We start from the raw sequence: 15,091 nt of genomic DNA, 5'->3' as shown, positions 1-15,091 counted from the left end.
GTCCACTGACATTCCAGTTGTTCGCCTACGGGGGAAGTGCTCATGAATCGCATCTACCGGCGTGTATGGAACCGCCAGCTCAATGCTCTGGTCGTGGCCTCCGAACTGGCCACCGGCGACAGCGGTGGCAGTGCCGCGCGGGATCCGCGCGCCTTCCTGCTGATGCCCACCACGCTCGCCCTGGCCCTGCTGTGTGCGCTGGCCAGTGGCCACGCAGGGGCCTCCGAATCCAATCAGTCGCTGCGTGATCTGCAGGCACTTGCAGCCAAGTACACCCAGCCCATGCCGGTCAAGGTCGATGCCGAGGTGGCCCTTGCGGCTGCCGCAAGCCAGGCCCAGAGCAGCCCGGCAATCAGCGCGGATGCGCGCGTCGGCCTGCAGTTGAGCACCGCGTCGCTGCCGGTGGTGCGTGACGTGCTGCCGGCCACCGTGCAGGTGAAGCTGGCCGCGAACACGGCGCCGAAGCAGGTCGCCGTCCCGGGGCTTGCTGCGGAAGTCCGCGCGAAAGCCAACATCGGCCTGGGCGGTGCGCAGGTGGCATCCATCGATACCGGTGCAAAAGCGGCCGCCGGCATCAGCGGCGCGCCGGCGGGTGCACTGCGGGGTCTGAAGGCCTCTGTTGATGGGGCGCTGGATTCGAAGCTGAAGGTGGCAAGCCATCAGATCGACGCCCAGGGCCAGGCAAAGGCGACGGCGGCGATCACGCTGCCCGCCAAGGAGGAACTGCCGGGAGAAACCCACGATCGCGCAATCACCGCAGCATTCGATGCCGGTGCAGCGGGCAAGGTGCGCGTGCAGGCGCCGGATGGCCAGGAAGTGGTTGCCGATCGCAATCTGAAGCTGGCGGGCCAGGCAACGGTTGCGGCGCAGAACAGCGCATTGGGTGTCGGGGGGCTGGTGGGCGGCGTGGTCGGCGCGGCGGGCAACGCCGTCGGTGGCGCGCTCAACGGCACGGTCGGCACGGTCGGTGGCGCGGTCGGCGGAGCCCTCAACGGCACCGTCGGCAGCGTGGGCGGCGCCGTGGGCGGCACGCTCAACAACACTGTGGGCGCCGTGGGTGGCGCACTGAATGGAACTGTGGGCACGGTCGGCAGCGCGGTGGGCGGAGCCCTCAACGGCACCGTCGGCAGTGTGGGCGGCGCCGTGGGCGGCACGCTCAACAACACTGTAGGCGCCGTCGGCGGCGCACTGAACGGCGCCGTCGGCACGGTCGGTAGTGTCGGTGGTGCAGTTGGCGGAGCCCTCAACGGCACGGTCGGTAGCGTTGGCGGTGCGGTAGGCGGCACGCTCAACAACACGGTGGGCGCCGTGGGTGGCGCACTGAATGGCGCTGTGGGCACGGTCGGCAGCGCGGTGGGCGGAGCCCTCAACGGCACCGTCGGCAGTATGGGTGGTGCCGTAGGCGGCACGCTCAACAACACTGTAGGCGCCGTGGGTGGCGCACTGAATGGCGCCGTAGGCACCGTGGGCGGTGCGGTGGGTGGAGCCCTCAACGGCACTGTCGGCAACGTAGGCGGCACGCTCAACAACACGGTGGGCGCAGTCGGTGGCGCACTGAACGGCGCTGTGGGCACGGTCGGTGGCGCTGTTGGCGGAGCTCTCAATGGCACCGTCGGCAGTGTGGGCGGCGCCGTAGGCGGCACGCTCAACAACACTGTGGGCGCCGTAGGTGGCGCATTGAATGGTGCGGCGGGCACTGTCGGCGCGGTCGGAGGCGCTGTTGGCGGAGCTCTCAATGGCACCGTCGGCAGTGTGGGCGGCGCAGTGGGCGGCACGCTCAACAACACCGTGGGCGCCGTCGGTGGCACGGTTGGCAGTGTCGGCACTGCGGTCGGCGGCACGCTCAACAACACGGTCGGTTCCGTCGGCGGCCTGCTTAATGGCGCCACTGGCTCCGGCACTGGCCTGGGTGGCCTGCTGGGCAACACGCTCGGCAACGTCGGCAGCGCCGTGGGCAACCTGCTCAACGGCAACCTCAACGGCACTCTTGGCAATCTGGGCAGCGCGGTCGGCGGCCTGGTCGGTGGCACGCTGAGCGGCCTGGGCCTGACCAAGCCCTCCGCGATTCCCCCCACCAGCCCGAAGGCCCCTGCCGCGGCGGATCCGAATGCGGGCCTGGTCATCGGCACCGGCGGCCTGGTCGGCAATGTCGGCCAGCTGATCGGCCCGACCACCACCAGCCTGTTCGGTGGCAATGGCTACCTGAGCAACGGCAACCTCAAGCTCAGCAACGCCAACGTGATGCAGACCTATTCGACGGTCAACGTGCTGGGCCTGCCGGTGGTGAACCTGTCGCCGGTCGGCAGCACCCTCAACGGGCTGGGCGGTGCCGTTACCGGTGGCAGCTCGCACCTGACCCTGATCGGTGGTGTCACCTCCGACAGCTACATCTACAACATCAACAACGGCAACCCGGGCGGCCTGCTGGGCCTGCTGTTGCCGAAGGATTCGCCTGCCTGGGCAGCCAAGTGCCTGGACATCGCCCTGGCCGACATCTCGTGCTGGGCGGTCAACGCCGCGCAGGACTACCAGGTGCTGATGGGCGACGGTGCGTTCGCCAACGGTTCGAAGGAAGTGGTGATTGGTGCCAACGCACGCCACGAGCTGCCGAAGGTTGATGCCAACGTGGCATTCCCGGGTGATGGGGTCAACGACCCGAGCAACCCGACCGGTGTGCCGACCGCCGACTACGCTGCGCGCTTGGGCCATTCGGTGATCGTCGGTGACAGTGCCGTGGGTACGGCCAACGGCCAGACCCTGCTGGGTGCTGAAGCCACCTCCAACCAGGCCAACTCGGTGGCCCTGGGCTATCGTTCGGCCGCACTGCGCGGTGCGCAGGCCAGCTACACCGCGTATGGCCTCACTGCGCCGCAGGTCTCGGCCGGTGAAGTGTCGGTGGGCACCGCCGGTGGTGGCGAGCGCCAGATCACCAACGTGGCTGCCGGCAGCGTCAACACCGATGCGGTCAACGTGGCCCAGTTGAAGGGTGCGATCAGCCTGATCAACGGCGTGGCCGATGCTGCGGTGACCTACGACCTGGATGCGGGCGGCAATCCGAACTATCGCCGCGTCACCCTCGGCGCCGGTACCGGCACCACCACCATCGGCAACCTGGCCGGCGGCGCGATCACCGCAGGCAGCCTGGAGGCGGTCAACGGTGGCCAGCTGGCTGGTACCAATGCAGCCATCGCCAGCTTCTTCGGTGGCCGCGCGGCGTTCGATCCGGCCAGTGGTGTCTTCACCGCACCGCTGTTCGAGATCAGCAGCATCTCCACCGGTGGCGCCATCGCCAAGGGCCTGTATGAGAACGCCACCGACGCGTTCGCGGCCGTCGATGGCTCGCTGGTCAACCTCAACACGCAGATCACCGACATCCGCAATGGCGGAACCAAGTACCTGCGTGTGAACTCCACCGGCACCGAGGCCGTGGCCAGCGGCACCGATTCAATCGCGGTCGGTACCAACGCCCGCGCCACCGCCGCCAACAGCATCGCGGTGGGCGCCGGCAGCCTGGCTGACCGTGCCAACAGTGTCTCCATCGGCGCGGCCGGTGCCGAGCGCCAGGTCACCAACATGGCCGCCGGTACGGCGGCGACCGATGCGGTGAACGTGGGCCAGCTGCAGGCATCCGAGCAGGGCGCCCTGCGCTACGACCTCAACGGCGACGGCAGCGTCAACTACGCCAGCGCCACGCTTGGCCAGACCGGCACCGCCACCACGCTGCGCAACCTCGGCCCGGGCCAGGTCAGTGCCACCAGCAGTGAAGCCATCAACGGTGCCCAGCTGTTCGCCGCCAACCAGGCCGTGGCCACCCACCTCGGTGGTGGTGCAGCGGTCAACGCCAGCGGCGTGCTGACCGCACCGACCTACTCGATCAACAACGTCGCCGCCAACGGCACGATCACCAAGGGCAACTACAACGACGTCGGCACGGCCTTCGACGCGGTCAGCAACTCGCTGGCCAATGTGGCCGACCAGACCGGCGAGATCGACAAGCTGGCCGTGAAGTACGACGTCGATGGCAGTGGCAACGTGATCAACAGCGTCTCGCTGAAGGGTACCGGCACCGGTGCGGTGAAGATCACCAACGTCGCCGCCGGCAGCATCCTGGCCGGCAGCAGTGATGCCATCACCGGCGACCAGCTGTTCAGCACGAACAGCACCATCGCCAACTACTTCGGTGGCACCACCGCCTACAACGGCACCACCAACGTGTGGACCGCACCGAAGTTCAGCATCTCCAGCATCGCTACCGATGGCACCTTCACCAGCGGTGACTACAACAACGTCACCGCCGCATTCACCGCTGTGGACGGCTCGCTGAAGGTCCTCAACCAGCGCATCACCAATGGTGGCGGTGGCAGTGCCTACCTGGCGGTGAACTCGACGGCAGCGGCTGCAACGGCGGCTGGCGCGGAGGCGGTGGCGGTCGGCCCGCAGGCCAGTGCCGCAGGTGCCAGCAGCGTGGCGGTCGGCAATGGCGCCAGTGCCAGCGCGGGCAACAGCGTGGCGCTGGGTGCCGGTTCGGTGGCCAGCGTCGGTGCGCAGAGCGGCTATACCGGCGCCTACGGCCAGACCGGTGCCAGCAACTCGGCCGGTGAAGTGTCGGTCGGCAGCAGCGGCAGCGAGCGCAAGATCACCCATGTTGCCGATGGCTCCGACGACCATGACGCGACCAATGTCGGCCAGCTGAAGAATGGCGTGAACTACGCCATCGACCAGTCCAAGTCCTACACCGACCAGAAGATCAAGAACATCACCAATGTGGCCGGCAGCTTCCGCGCCAACAACACCAACAACCTGGCCGACCCGTCCGCCAGCGGTGCCAATTCGGCCGCCGGTGGTGCAGGCTCCACCGCTGCCGGTGCCAATTCGACGGCGCTGGGCAATGGGTCGCAGGCACAGGCCGACAATTCGGTGGCCCTGGGTGCGGGTTCGGTTGCGAACCGGGCCAATACGGTATCGGTCGGTGCCAGTGGTGCCGAACGCCAGGTAGTCAATGTGGCCGATGGTTCGCAGGCCACCGATGCGGTCAACGTGCGCCAGCTGCAGGCCTCGCAGCAGGGCACGATCCGCTACGACACCACGGTGAACGGCGCGACCAACTACAACAGCGTCACCCTGGGCAGCACCACCAGCGGCCCGACCACGGTGCGCAATGTCGCCGCGGGCACCGCCGGAACCGATGCGGTCAACGTGGACCAGCTGAAGTCGGGCATGGCACAGACCCTGGACTGGTCCAAGGCCTACACCGACGAGCGCATGGGCGGCTTCGAGCGCGACCTGCGCAAGACCGACAACCGCGCTTCGGCCGGTATCGCTTCGGCGATGGCCACCGCTGCCCTGCCGCAGCCCAGCGAAGCGGGCCGCAGCATGGCCTCGGTCGCAGCCGGCAGCTACAACGGTGAGTCGGGCGTGGCGATCGGTATCTCCGGAGTCTCCGAAGGTGGTCGCTGGATCTACAAGTTCAGCGGCTCCACCAACAGCCGTGGCGAGGCCGGCGTGGCCGTCGGTGCCGGCATCCAGTGGTGATCCCCGCCGCCGGGTCGCATGTGCGGCCCGGCATCGCGGAAACGTCTACAGGGGGAACGACATGAAACAGCATCGCATCGCCCGCACCGGCCGGCTGGCCGCTACGCTGGGCCTGATCCTGGGGATGGGGCTGCTGGCCGCGTGCCGCAGCCATGCGCCGGCCGCCGACGGTCCGGCCGAAGCCACCGCCGTCCACTTCCCGGACGCCTCGAAGGCCTCGCTGAAGGAGGGCATCTATCCCGATGTCGCCGACCTGCGCCGCTTCGCGCCGGGCATGAGCAAGCGCCAGCTCTACACCTTGTTGGGCACGCCGCATTTCAACGAAGGCATGTGGGGCGTGCGCGAGTGGAACTACCTGTTCAACTTCCGGACGGCGCAGGGTGCCGAATACTTCACCTGCCAGTTCCAGGTGCGATTCGACAGCAAGGGCATCGCCCAGGGCGGCTACTGGAAGCCGGAATCGTGCGCGGCCGTGCTCGAGCCACCACGGCCACCCGCACCCCCGCCGCCGCCGGCACCGCTACCGGAGCAGCCGCTGCGGCTGTCGGCCGACGCGCTGTTCGGGTTTGACAGTGCAGTGCTCAGCGCAGAAGGCCAGCGTGCGGTACAGGGGGTGTTGGCGCAGGTGCGCGAGGCCGCGCAGGTGCAGTCGATCCGGGTGACCGGATTCACCGATCGCATTGGCAGCGCCAGTTACAACCAGACGTTGTCGCAGCGCCGCGCCGAGGCCGTGCGAAATGCCCTGGTGCAGGGCGGGGTGCCCGCCACCGCGATCAGTGCCGAAGGGCGGGGTGCGGCCGAGCCGATCGTGCAGTGCGAGCAGCGCAACCGTCGCGAGCTGATCGCGTGCCTGGCACCGAACCGGCGCGTTCAGATCGCCGGGATGGCCCAGCCGCGCTGACAGTTCCACGCCGGGGAAGTGTCCCGGTATACCGAGTCCCCCCTGACCGCCGGCAGGACGTGGTTACGTCTCCCCCGTCGACCACGACTGCCGGCGGCTCAGGTTTTCTCCATGGTGCACGCGATGAATGCCCAATTCCTGCCTCTTTCCATGAAGACGGAAGCCACACTGAGTGTGTATGGCCAGCTCGGCAACCATGCCGTGGTGCGCATTCCCGGGCGGCGCCTGCCAGGGTTGATCCTGCAGGCCGATACCGTGGCCGGGTTCCTGGCGCAGCTGCAGGAAGCCCAGGCCTGCCTGCGCAGCGGCCGCGCACAGCGCACCGACGCCGAGCTGGACATGCTCATCGACGTGTTGCAGCAGTGGTATGCGCTGATCGAATCGCGCCTGGCCGACGCCGGCGAGGCGCTGTAGAAGAAAAAGGGGACGGAGCGGATCAAGTCGTTTCCGGTACGGCTGGGGCATTGACGACTTAATCCCCTCCGTCCCCTTTTCTGTGTCATGCGCGTGCGCGGATCAACCAGCAGGCAGCATCCACGCGGACCCGATCGCCCTCGATGAATGGCGTGAATGCTGCCAGCGCCTTGTCGCGGAGCGCGGCGGCGCGTTCTCCGGGCAGGTCTCGCAGGGCAAGACCCAGCGCACCGAGCTGCCCCACATAGGTCGGAAGTTCATTGCGGGCGAGCGAGCAGGACAGGTCCACCGCAGTCACTTCGACGTCCTTCCAGCCGGCGGCCTGCAGCAGGTGGTGGATGCGTTCACCGTCGGCGAAGGCGAACTGCCCGGGTGCGCCAGGTCTCCGCGGCGGCAGATCCAGCTCATCACCGATGGCCCGTTCGGCGGTCGTCATGAACGGGTTTTCTTCTGCGCTGCGCCAAGCGATGAAGCGCAGGCCCGAATCTGGCCTGGCTGCACGATGCAGGTTGGCGAATGCGGCCCCGGTATCCTCGAAGAACATCACCCCCAACCGCGACTGGATCCAGTCGAAGTGCCCAGAGGGCAGTGGGTGCTGTTGCGCGTCGGCGACGATGAAGTCAGCGTCCAGCCCCGCCGCTTCTGCGCGCTTGCGCGCCATTGCCAGCATCGGTGCGGAGATGTCCAGGCCGGTGCAGTGGGCGGCCGGGCGTGCCGCGCCGGTGGCAAGCAGGCTCGCGCCCGTGCCGCATCCGATGTCGAGCAGTTGCGTGATGGTTTCTGGCAACTCGGCGACCAGCAGGTCGGCCATCGGCTGGAACAGGCCGTCGAGGATGGCCTGCTGGGCGACCCAGATCTGGCCGCCGGGGCCATTCCAGAGGGTGTTCTGATCAACGGGGGATGTGCTGGCCATGGCCTTGCCTTGTCCGGAAGTGGCCCATAGGTTGCTGCTTGAAGACGACTTGAGGTCAAGCCCATGCGTGAACTGGATATCGGCGAGGTGGTGAAGCGCAGCGGGGTGCCGGCCTCGACCCTGCGCTACTACGAGCAGCTGGGGCTGTTGCAGGCGCTGGGGCGCCGTGGCCTGCGACGGCAGTATGACGAGCAGGTGCTGGAACGGCTGGCACTGATAGGGCTGGGCCAGGCCGCTGGGCTGTCGTTGCAGCAGATCGGGCTGTCATTGCCACGGCAGGGCTGTATCACCCTGGATCGCGAGGCGTTGCTGGCGCAGGCTGAGGTGCTGCAACGGCAGATCACCCAGCTGCAGCGGGTACGGCGGCATCTGCAGCGGGCTGCGGCATGCCCGCAGGCAGAGGATGCCCGGAAGTGCGGTTCGTTCCGGAAACTGTTGCGCGCGCAGCAGCGAATGGGTGGGTGAGAGGAGGGCATCCACGCATGGCGTGGATCTACTGCACCACGGCTTCGGCAGATCCACGCCATGCGTGTATGAATCAATCGCGGGTGCTGACTTCCCACGTGGCATGCAGCACGCCCGGTACGTGCTCCATCCGCGCCAGCACCACATCCAGCTCGTCGGCACTCACAGCGGTACTGACCAGCACGGCGATCACATCGGAGGGCGCGTCGGCATGCTCGACCACCTGCACGTCGCCTACCGGGTACTGTGCCGCTTCCAGCGCGTCGACCAGCCGTTCGCGCACCCGCGGCACGGCTTCGGCATCCACGCTCAGTCGCACTTCATAGGTGGCTTCGGTGGCGGCCTCGTTGATCGGAATGCGGTTGATCGCGTTTACCAGCGGCCGCAGCAGGGTATTGCCGGCGATGATCAGTACGGTCAGCAGCACGCCTTCGGCCAGCATGTCCGCACCGGTGCAGCTGCCCACCGCCGCCGAGCACCACAGGGTGGCGGCGGTGTTCAGGCCGCGCACGTTCATGCCTTCCTTCATGATCACGCCAGCGCCGAGGAAGCCGACGCCGGAGACCACGTAGGAGATCACCCGCACGGCTTCGGCGCTGCCGGCGATGCGCATGCCCAGGTCGACGAAGGCGGCCGCGCCCACGGCCACCAGTACGTTGGTGCGCAGGCCGGCGGTACGCTGCCGGTACTGGCGCTCGGCGCCGATCAGCGTGCCCAGTACGAAAGCGGCCAGCAGGCTGACCACGGTGTCGGCGAAGGGGCCGGCCTGGAAGGTTTCGATGAAGCGCATGGCCGGAGTCTACCCCGGTCATGTGACGGTGGAACCATGCCATGCGTGGATACCCGGATGGGCCACAAACGACTTGATCCCCTCCGTCCCCTTTTCGGGATCAGTCGGTGTCCTCGACCCGCTCGCCCATCAGTTCGCGCTGGCGCTTGTCCAGTTCTTCGGCATAGCGCTTGCGCACGAAGGCCTCAGAGACCACGCCCAATACCTGGCCGTCGGCAGCCACCACGGCCAGCTCGTCGGCCTGGGTCTGGTCGAAGCGCTGCATCACGCTGACCACGTCGGAGGATGGAGCCAGCGAGACGTCACGGTTCTCGGACAGTTCGCCGATCAGGGCTTCCGGCTTCACGCCATCGCCGTAGACCCGTGGAATCTGCACGATGCCGGCATAGTGGCCCTCGCTGTCGATCAGGATCACCCGGGTGCCCGAGCCCAGCGGAAAGCGCTGGCGGAAGGAGGCCACATCGAGATCGGCCGGGGCGGTGGCCACGCCCTTGCGCATCAGGCGCCCGGCATTGAGGTTCTGCACCCAGCCGACGTCGCGGGCGCTCTTGATGGTTTCACCGCGCAGGTGCATGCGCCAGGTCGAGAACGAGTAGCCGAACCACTGCCTTACCAGCGTGCTGGACACCAGCACCGCGCTCATCACCACGCTGGTCAGCAGGAAGTCGTGGGTGCCTTCCAGCACCAGCATGGCCATCGTCATCGGCGCACCGACCACGGCGGCGGCCAGCGCGGCCATGCCGGCCAGGGCGGCCGAGGTGGCGTCGACCACCGGAACGCCGGTGGCCATGCCCAGCAGCCCGGCGAACAGCGCGCCGACCAGGGTGCCCATGAACAGCGAAGCGAAGAACAGGCCGCCACGGAAGCCGAAGCCCAGCGAGATGCCCGAGGCCAGGCACTTCAGCGTCAGCAGGCCGCCGATCCAGATCAGCGGCAGGTGCGTGGTCAGGTCCAGGTGCAGGGCGCCGTGGCCGGATGACAGCACCTGCGGGCTGGCCAGTGCCAGTGGAATCAGCAGCAGGCCGCCGACCACCGGCCGGCCCCACGCGGGCAGCGGGCTGCGCTTGACCGTGCCTTCGATCGAGGCGATCAGGCGCATGATGGCGATGCCGACCATCGCGCAGCAGCAGCCGAGCAGGCCGTAGATGGCGTAGTCGGCGGCGTGCACGTCGATGGTTGAGGCCGCTGGCAGCAGATAGGCCTCGATGCCGGCCTGGTCGGCCACGAAGGCGCCAGCCAGCGCGGCGACGGCCACCGGCGCCAGTGCGGCCGGGGTGTAGGCGCCGATGACGATCTCGAAGGCGTAGAACGCACCGGCCAGCGGCGCACCAAACGCAGCGGCGATGGCACCGGCGGCACCGGCGCCAACCAGGATGCGCACGTCGTTGCGACGCAGTCGCATCACCCGGCCCAGCTGCGAGCCGCTGCCCGCGCCCATCTGCGTATACGAAGCCTCCAGGCCGACCGACGCGCCGCAGCCGTTGGACAGCAGGGTCTGGGTCAGCACGATCAGGTTGTCGCGCATCGACATGCGGCCGCCGTGCAGGGCATTGGCTTCGACCGCATCAAGCAGCGGTCGCTTCAGCCGCGTCGCCGCAAGGCTGACCAGGCCGACCAGCAGCCCGCCCAGTGGCAGCACCAGCAGCGCAGTCCAGGTCAGCGAGGGCAGGGAGCTCAGGCGCATGCCTTCGTCCAGCCCATACAGCGTGCCCTGCAACCAACGTGCGATGCCCGACTGCAGCAGGGTCAGGTAGCCGGCGATCAGGCCGACCAGCAGCGCCAGTGCGATGAACCACAGATCGCTGCCGCGCAGGCGCAGGCGCAGGCCCTGGAAGGCCAGATGCAGGCGCGATGGCGAAACAGGCGAAGACATGGTGGCGGCATGATACGCCGCCACCGTGAGCGCCACCGTCACCGCATCGGGCGGCTACCGGCTCAGAAGCGGTAGCGGCCCTGCACGTAGAAGGTGCGCGGGGCGGCCACCATGCGGCCGGCGTTGCCATCGACGTTGCGGGTGTACCAGCGCTTGTCGGCCAGGTTGTTCACGCCCAGCGCGATCTCGCTGTCACCCAGCCCCGGCACCTGCCAGGCCACCTGGGCATTCCACAGGCGTACGCCCGGCACGCGGCCCACGCGCGCGTCGGCGCTCTCGGCCCAGGTGTTGGCGGCGTCGGAGAACTGGCCGCTCTGGTGGGTGCTGGAGACGTTGAAGGTCCAGCCGGCCAGCGCGTAGCGGGCGCCGACGCTGTCGGTGTCGCGCGAGTAGAACGGCACGTCCAGGCCGCGGTTGTCGCCGGACTGCTGGATCGCTTTGGTCCAGGTGTAGTTGGCGTACAGCTCCAGCCCGGCCAGCGCGCTGTCCTCGGCGAAGTGGTACTCCAGTGCGCTCTCCACGCCCTTGTGGTCGGTGGCGCCGATGTTCTGGAAGGTCGGCGGAGTGACGCCCGGCACCTGCAGGATCTGGTTGTCGAAGCGCATCTTGAACACGGTCACTTCCGCGCGCAGTGCACCGTCCTGCCAGCGCGCGCCCAGCTCGGTGGTCTTGGCCACTTCCGGGTTCAGTGGGTTGCTGGCGGTCTGCGAATTGAGCTGGATGTTCTGCACCGGTCCGAACGAGGTGGTGTAGTTGCCAAACACAGTCAGCTGCGGGGTCAGCAGGTAGGCGACGTTGATCGAGGGCAGCGCCTTGTCGTTGCGGCTGCTGAAGGTCGCCGTGCCACCGGCCTGGCGGCGGTCCATGTCGATCCATTCCATGCGCACGCCGGGTGTGATCCGCCACTGGCCGATGGCGATGCGGTCGTCGATGTAGAAGGCGTGCGCATCGGTGGCGTTGTCGAAGCGGGTGGTGGCACTGGCCGCGCCGGTACGGCGGGTGACGGTGTAGCTGCGGTCGTTGCCGCGCTCGCGCAGGAAGCGGTAGCCGGCGGTGATGTCATGCATCGTGCTGCCCCAGTGCAGGCGCTGGGTATAGCGCGGCTCGATGCCAAGCACGCGGTAGTCGCGCGGCTGCACGGTCAACTGGGTATTGGCGGCGTTGATCAGCGAGCTGGCACGGGTGCTCTCGTTGTAATAGGCCAGCACCTCGAACTCGCTGTTGGCCGACAGCGTGTTGGTGTAGCCCAGGTCGATGCCGGTGCGATGGCCCTTCCAGAAATCGGTCGGCCGGGTGTTCTGGAACGGATCGGCCTCGTACTGCGCGCGGGTCAGGCCGCCCGGCGTCAGCGAGCGCACATCGTAGTAGGACAGCTTGGCGCGCAGCTCCTGCTGTTCGTCGATGGCATAGGCGAACTTCAGCGCCAGATCGTTGAAGCGGTCATCGCTGCCCTGGCGCCAGCCGCGGCCATCCTGGCCGGAGTAGAGCAGGGCGGCGCCCAGACCGTTGTCGCCGGTGCCGCCGAGGAAGGCGTTGTACTGGGTGCTGTCACCGCCGCCATGGTCGTAGGCGGTGTAGCGCACGCCCGCTTCGCCGTGCAGGCCGGCCTCGGTGGGAATGGCGCGGGTGCTGAAGTTGATGATGCCGCCCACGTTCTGCGGCCCGTAGCGCACCGCGCCGCCGCCGCGCACCACGTCGATCGACTCGATGTTGGACAGGCTGGTCGGCGCGAACGACAGCTGCGGCTGGCCGTACGGCGCCACTGCCAGTGGCACGCCATCGAGCAGCACGGTCGAGCGCGGCGAGTAGCGGCCGGTGAGGCCACGCACACCGATGTTCAGCGACACCGAACTGCCGGCGGTGCCGGAGTTGTCGGTGACCTGCACGCCGGGGATGCGGCGCATGGCATCGCCGATGCTGGCCGCGCCGCTGGCCTCGATGCGCTGGCGGTCGACCACGGTACGAGCGCCGGCGAAGCTCTTCACGCTGTCATGCAGGCCGGTGCCCAGCCAGCTGCCGGAGACCTGGATGCTGTCCAGCGTGGTGGCGCCGTCCTGGGCGAAGGCGGTGACGGCCGGGAGCAGGCACAGGGCAAGGGCGGCGGCCAGCGGCAGGCGGGCCGGTTGCAGGGCAGGGATGGGCATCGGTGCGGGCTGTGGAAGGTGGTAAATGAGAATTATTGCTGATTCCATTCGTCAATGGAATGCGCCGCCGGTTCACGCTGATTCCCCGGTGGTAGAGTGGGCGATTGCTTCCTGACTCGCTGAGATCCGCCATGTCCCAAGCCGCCTTCTACCCCGTCGGAACCCCTGGCCAGCCGTGGGGAGCGGCGGAACGGGAGGCGTGGCGCGGTCGCCAGCAGCGCCTGCGTCGCTACGACGAGGAGGTGCTGCCGCGCATCGAGGCGCTGGCCTCTCGCTTCGACAAGGTGGCCTACGGGCAGCTCGATTACGCTGGCGAGACCTACACCCTGTTCGCCCTGCGCAGCCGCGACTGGAACCCGGCGTTGCCGGCCGCGCTGGTAACAGGTGGCGTGCATGGGTATGAAACCAGCGGCGTGATGGGCGCGCTGGAGTTCCTTGAGAAGCACGCCGACGACTATGCCGGCAAAGCCAACCTGCTGGTGGCGCCGTGCGTGAACCCGTGGGGTTTCGAGCGCATCAACCGCTGGAACTTCGATGCGATCGATCCGAACCGCAATTTCCGCGCCGATGGTCCGGCACGCGAATCGACCGCTGTCATCGAGCTGATCGCGCCGTACAAGGGACAGTTCGTGCTGCATATCGACCTGCACGAAACCACCGACAGCGACGAGAGCGAGTTCCGCCCGGCGCTGGCCGCACGTGACGGCAAGCCGTTCGAGCCGGGCCTGATTCCGGATGGCTTCTATCTGGTGGACGACAGCGAGAACCCGCAACCGGCCTTCCAGCAGGCGGTGATTGCCGAGGTGGAGAAGGTCACCCACATCGCCCCGGCCGACGACACGGGCGAGATCATCGGTTCGCCGGTGGTCGCCCATGGCGTGATCGAGTACCCGCTGGTGAAGCTGGGCCTGTGTGCCGGCATCACCGGTGCGACCTACACCACCACCACCGAGGTCTACCCGGACAGCCCGCGCGCCACGCCGCAGCAGTGCAATGACGCGCAGGTGGCCGCGGTGTGTTCGGCGCTGGATTACGCGTTGGCGCATCGTTGATCGGATAACCGGCATCCCATCCACGCGTGGCGTGGATCTACCGGGCTCTCATTCCATCCACGCCATGCGTGGATGGCGCGGTGGTGGGTGTGTCACCCCAACGCGTCGGCCCACCACAGCCCGGCCGGCCCCGGCGGCGTATCGCGGCGCCACAGCAGGTCGCTGTGGATGCGTCGTGGCCAGCCGGGCAGGGTCAGTTCCACCAGCTGCCCGCGGTCGTAGCGCCGTACCAGCGCGCGTGGCAGCTCGGCCCAGCCGATGCCGTCCTCGGCCATCTCCATCACCATCAGGTAGTCGGTGGCGGTCCATGCCAGGCCCGTGGCCGCGCGGGTGTGGTCGACCTCCGCGCTCAACCGCACCTGCCGGTGCCGTGCCAGCTGGGCAGCCGCGCGCCGGCCGGCGTCGGCCAGCGGATGGCCGCGCGCCACATACACCGACAGTTCGCTGTGGTGCGCCAACGGTCGCGCCACCAGGCCGTCCGGATAGCCTTCCTGGCGTGGCAGCAGGCCCAGCGCGGCGCGACCACTGCCGACCAGTTCCAGCACGTCGTCGCCTTCGGCATCCAGCCATTCCAGTTCGATCTCGGGGAACGCTTCGGCAAAGCGTTGCAACACACGCTGCGCCGGATCGAGCTGGTACACATCGGAAAACACCACCGTCAGCCGCGCCTCGACCGGCGCCGCCAGGCGCACGCTCAACTGCTGCAGCCGTGCATCGGCGGCGAGGATTTCCTGCGCGTGGCCAAGCACCTGGCGCCCGGCCTCGGTCAGCTGCGGGTAGCGTCCGCTGCGGTCGAACAGGCTGACGCCCAGGTCCGCCTCCAGGTGGGCGATGGCGGTGCTGACCGTCGATTGGGTCTTGCGCAACCGGCGTGCGGCTGCCGAGAACGAGCCCAGCGCGGCCGCTTCGACGAAGGCCTGCAGGGATTCAGGGGAATAGGGCATTGATCCATCGCTCCAGTCGATGGAATCCATTTTGAATCGACCGTAAAAGGCGATGATACTGGC

General features: G+C 68.1%; 10 protein-coding genes. 5 read left to right on the top strand and 5 right to left on the bottom strand.

The window, feature by feature from the left end:
* Window positions 1-42 precede the first annotated feature (42 nt).
* From QP552_RS12240 to QP552_RS12230, 3 genes are all read left to right on the top strand, one after another.
* Window positions 43-5,532: an ESPR-type extended signal peptide-containing protein gene (locus QP552_RS12240; RefSeq protein ID WP_286073738.1), complete on the top strand. Its 5,490-nt coding sequence runs from the start codon at window positions 43-45 to the stop codon at window positions 5,530-5,532.
* Between the two features lie 61 nt (window positions 5,533-5,593).
* A complete protein-coding gene (locus QP552_RS12235; RefSeq protein ID WP_286073737.1) occupies window positions 5,594-6,433 on the top strand; it encodes an OmpA family protein in 840 nt (279 codons plus the stop codon).
* 123 nt (window positions 6,434-6,556) lie between these two features.
* Window positions 6,557-6,847: a hypothetical protein gene (locus QP552_RS12230; RefSeq protein WP_014037513.1), complete on the top strand. Its 291-nt coding sequence runs from the start codon at window positions 6,557-6,559 to the stop codon at window positions 6,845-6,847.
* An 85-nt stretch (window positions 6,848-6,932) separates the two neighbouring features.
* On the opposite strand, the gene QP552_RS12225 is transcribed toward QP552_RS12230, so the two are convergent.
* Window positions 6,933-7,760 (bottom strand): class I SAM-dependent methyltransferase, encoded by an 828-nt coding sequence (locus tag QP552_RS12225; RefSeq protein ID WP_286073736.1) that lies wholly within the window; start codon window positions 7,758-7,760, stop codon window positions 6,933-6,935.
* Between the two features lie 63 nt (window positions 7,761-7,823).
* Here QP552_RS12225 and QP552_RS12220 point away from each other — a divergent pair, with 63 nt between their 5' ends.
* Window positions 7,824-8,225: a MerR family transcriptional regulator gene (locus QP552_RS12220; RefSeq protein ID WP_049427164.1), complete on the top strand. Its 402-nt coding sequence runs from the start codon at window positions 7,824-7,826 to the stop codon at window positions 8,223-8,225.
* A 73-nt stretch (window positions 8,226-8,298) separates the two neighbouring features.
* Here QP552_RS12220 and QP552_RS12215 read toward each other — a convergent pair whose 3' ends face one another.
* From QP552_RS12215 to QP552_RS12205, 3 genes are all read right to left on the bottom strand, one after another.
* A complete protein-coding gene (locus QP552_RS12215; RefSeq protein WP_049427162.1) occupies window positions 8,299-9,015 on the bottom strand; it encodes an MgtC/SapB family protein in 717 nt (238 codons plus the stop codon).
* Window positions 9,016-9,115: 100 nt separating this feature from the next.
* Window positions 9,116-10,888 (bottom strand): chloride channel protein, encoded by a 1,773-nt coding sequence (locus tag QP552_RS12210; protein WP_286073735.1) that lies wholly within the window; start codon window positions 10,886-10,888, stop codon window positions 9,116-9,118.
* A gap of 62 nt (window positions 10,889-10,950) precedes the next feature.
* Window positions 10,951-13,032: a TonB-dependent siderophore receptor gene (locus tag QP552_RS12205; protein WP_286073734.1), complete on the bottom strand. Its 2,082-nt coding sequence runs from the start codon at window positions 13,030-13,032 to the stop codon at window positions 10,951-10,953.
* A gap of 131 nt (window positions 13,033-13,163) precedes the next feature.
* On the opposite strand from QP552_RS12205, the gene QP552_RS12200 reads away from it, so the two are divergent.
* Complete coding sequence (locus tag QP552_RS12200) at window positions 13,164-14,084, top strand: M14 family metallocarboxypeptidase (protein WP_111111949.1); 921 nt, start codon at window positions 13,164-13,166, stop codon at window positions 14,082-14,084.
* A gap of 92 nt (window positions 14,085-14,176) precedes the next feature.
* Here the strand turns inward: QP552_RS12200 and QP552_RS12195 are convergent, their stop codons facing one another.
* Window positions 14,177-15,028 carry a LysR family transcriptional regulator gene (locus tag QP552_RS12195; RefSeq protein WP_111203855.1) on the bottom strand — a complete coding sequence of 284 codons (852 nt, stop codon included), beginning with the start codon at window positions 15,026-15,028 and terminating at the stop codon, window positions 14,177-14,179.
* Window positions 15,029-15,091 lie beyond the last annotated feature (63 nt).

Origin of the sequence: Stenotrophomonas sp. 59 (genome assembly GCF_030291095.1) — a bacterium.
In the GTDB taxonomy this organism is placed as follows: Bacteria; Pseudomonadota; Gammaproteobacteria; order Xanthomonadales; family Xanthomonadaceae; genus Stenotrophomonas; species Stenotrophomonas maltophilia_Q.
Note: the sequence above shows the minus strand (reverse complement) of the source record. Positions and strands in the feature narration are given on the sequence as shown.

Coding starts and splice junctions, on each gene's coding strand:
- QP552_RS12240 (WP_286073738.1), top strand. CDS start 43: ATGAATCGCATCTACCGGCGTGTATGGAACCGCCAGCTCAATGCTCTG.
- QP552_RS12235 (WP_286073737.1), top strand. CDS start 5,594: ATGAAACAGCATCGCATCGCCCGCACCGGCCGGCTGGCCGCTACGCTG.
- QP552_RS12230 (WP_014037513.1), top strand. CDS start 6,557: ATGAATGCCCAATTCCTGCCTCTTTCCATGAAGACGGAAGCCACACTG.
- QP552_RS12225 (WP_286073736.1), bottom strand. CDS start 7,760: ATGGCCAGCACATCCCCCGTTGATCAGAACACCCTCTGGAATGGCCCC.
- QP552_RS12220 (WP_049427164.1), top strand. CDS start 7,824: ATGCGTGAACTGGATATCGGCGAGGTGGTGAAGCGCAGCGGGGTGCCG.
- QP552_RS12215 (WP_049427162.1), bottom strand. CDS start 9,015: ATGCGCTTCATCGAAACCTTCCAGGCCGGCCCCTTCGCCGACACCGTG.
- QP552_RS12210 (WP_286073735.1), bottom strand. CDS start 10,888: ATGTCTTCGCCTGTTTCGCCATCGCGCCTGCATCTGGCCTTCCAGGGC.
- QP552_RS12205 (WP_286073734.1), bottom strand. CDS start 13,032: ATGCCCATCCCTGCCCTGCAACCGGCCCGCCTGCCGCTGGCCGCCGCC.
- QP552_RS12200 (WP_111111949.1), top strand. CDS start 13,164: ATGTCCCAAGCCGCCTTCTACCCCGTCGGAACCCCTGGCCAGCCGTGG.
- QP552_RS12195 (WP_111203855.1), bottom strand. CDS start 15,028: ATGCCCTATTCCCCTGAATCCCTGCAGGCCTTCGTCGAAGCGGCCGCG.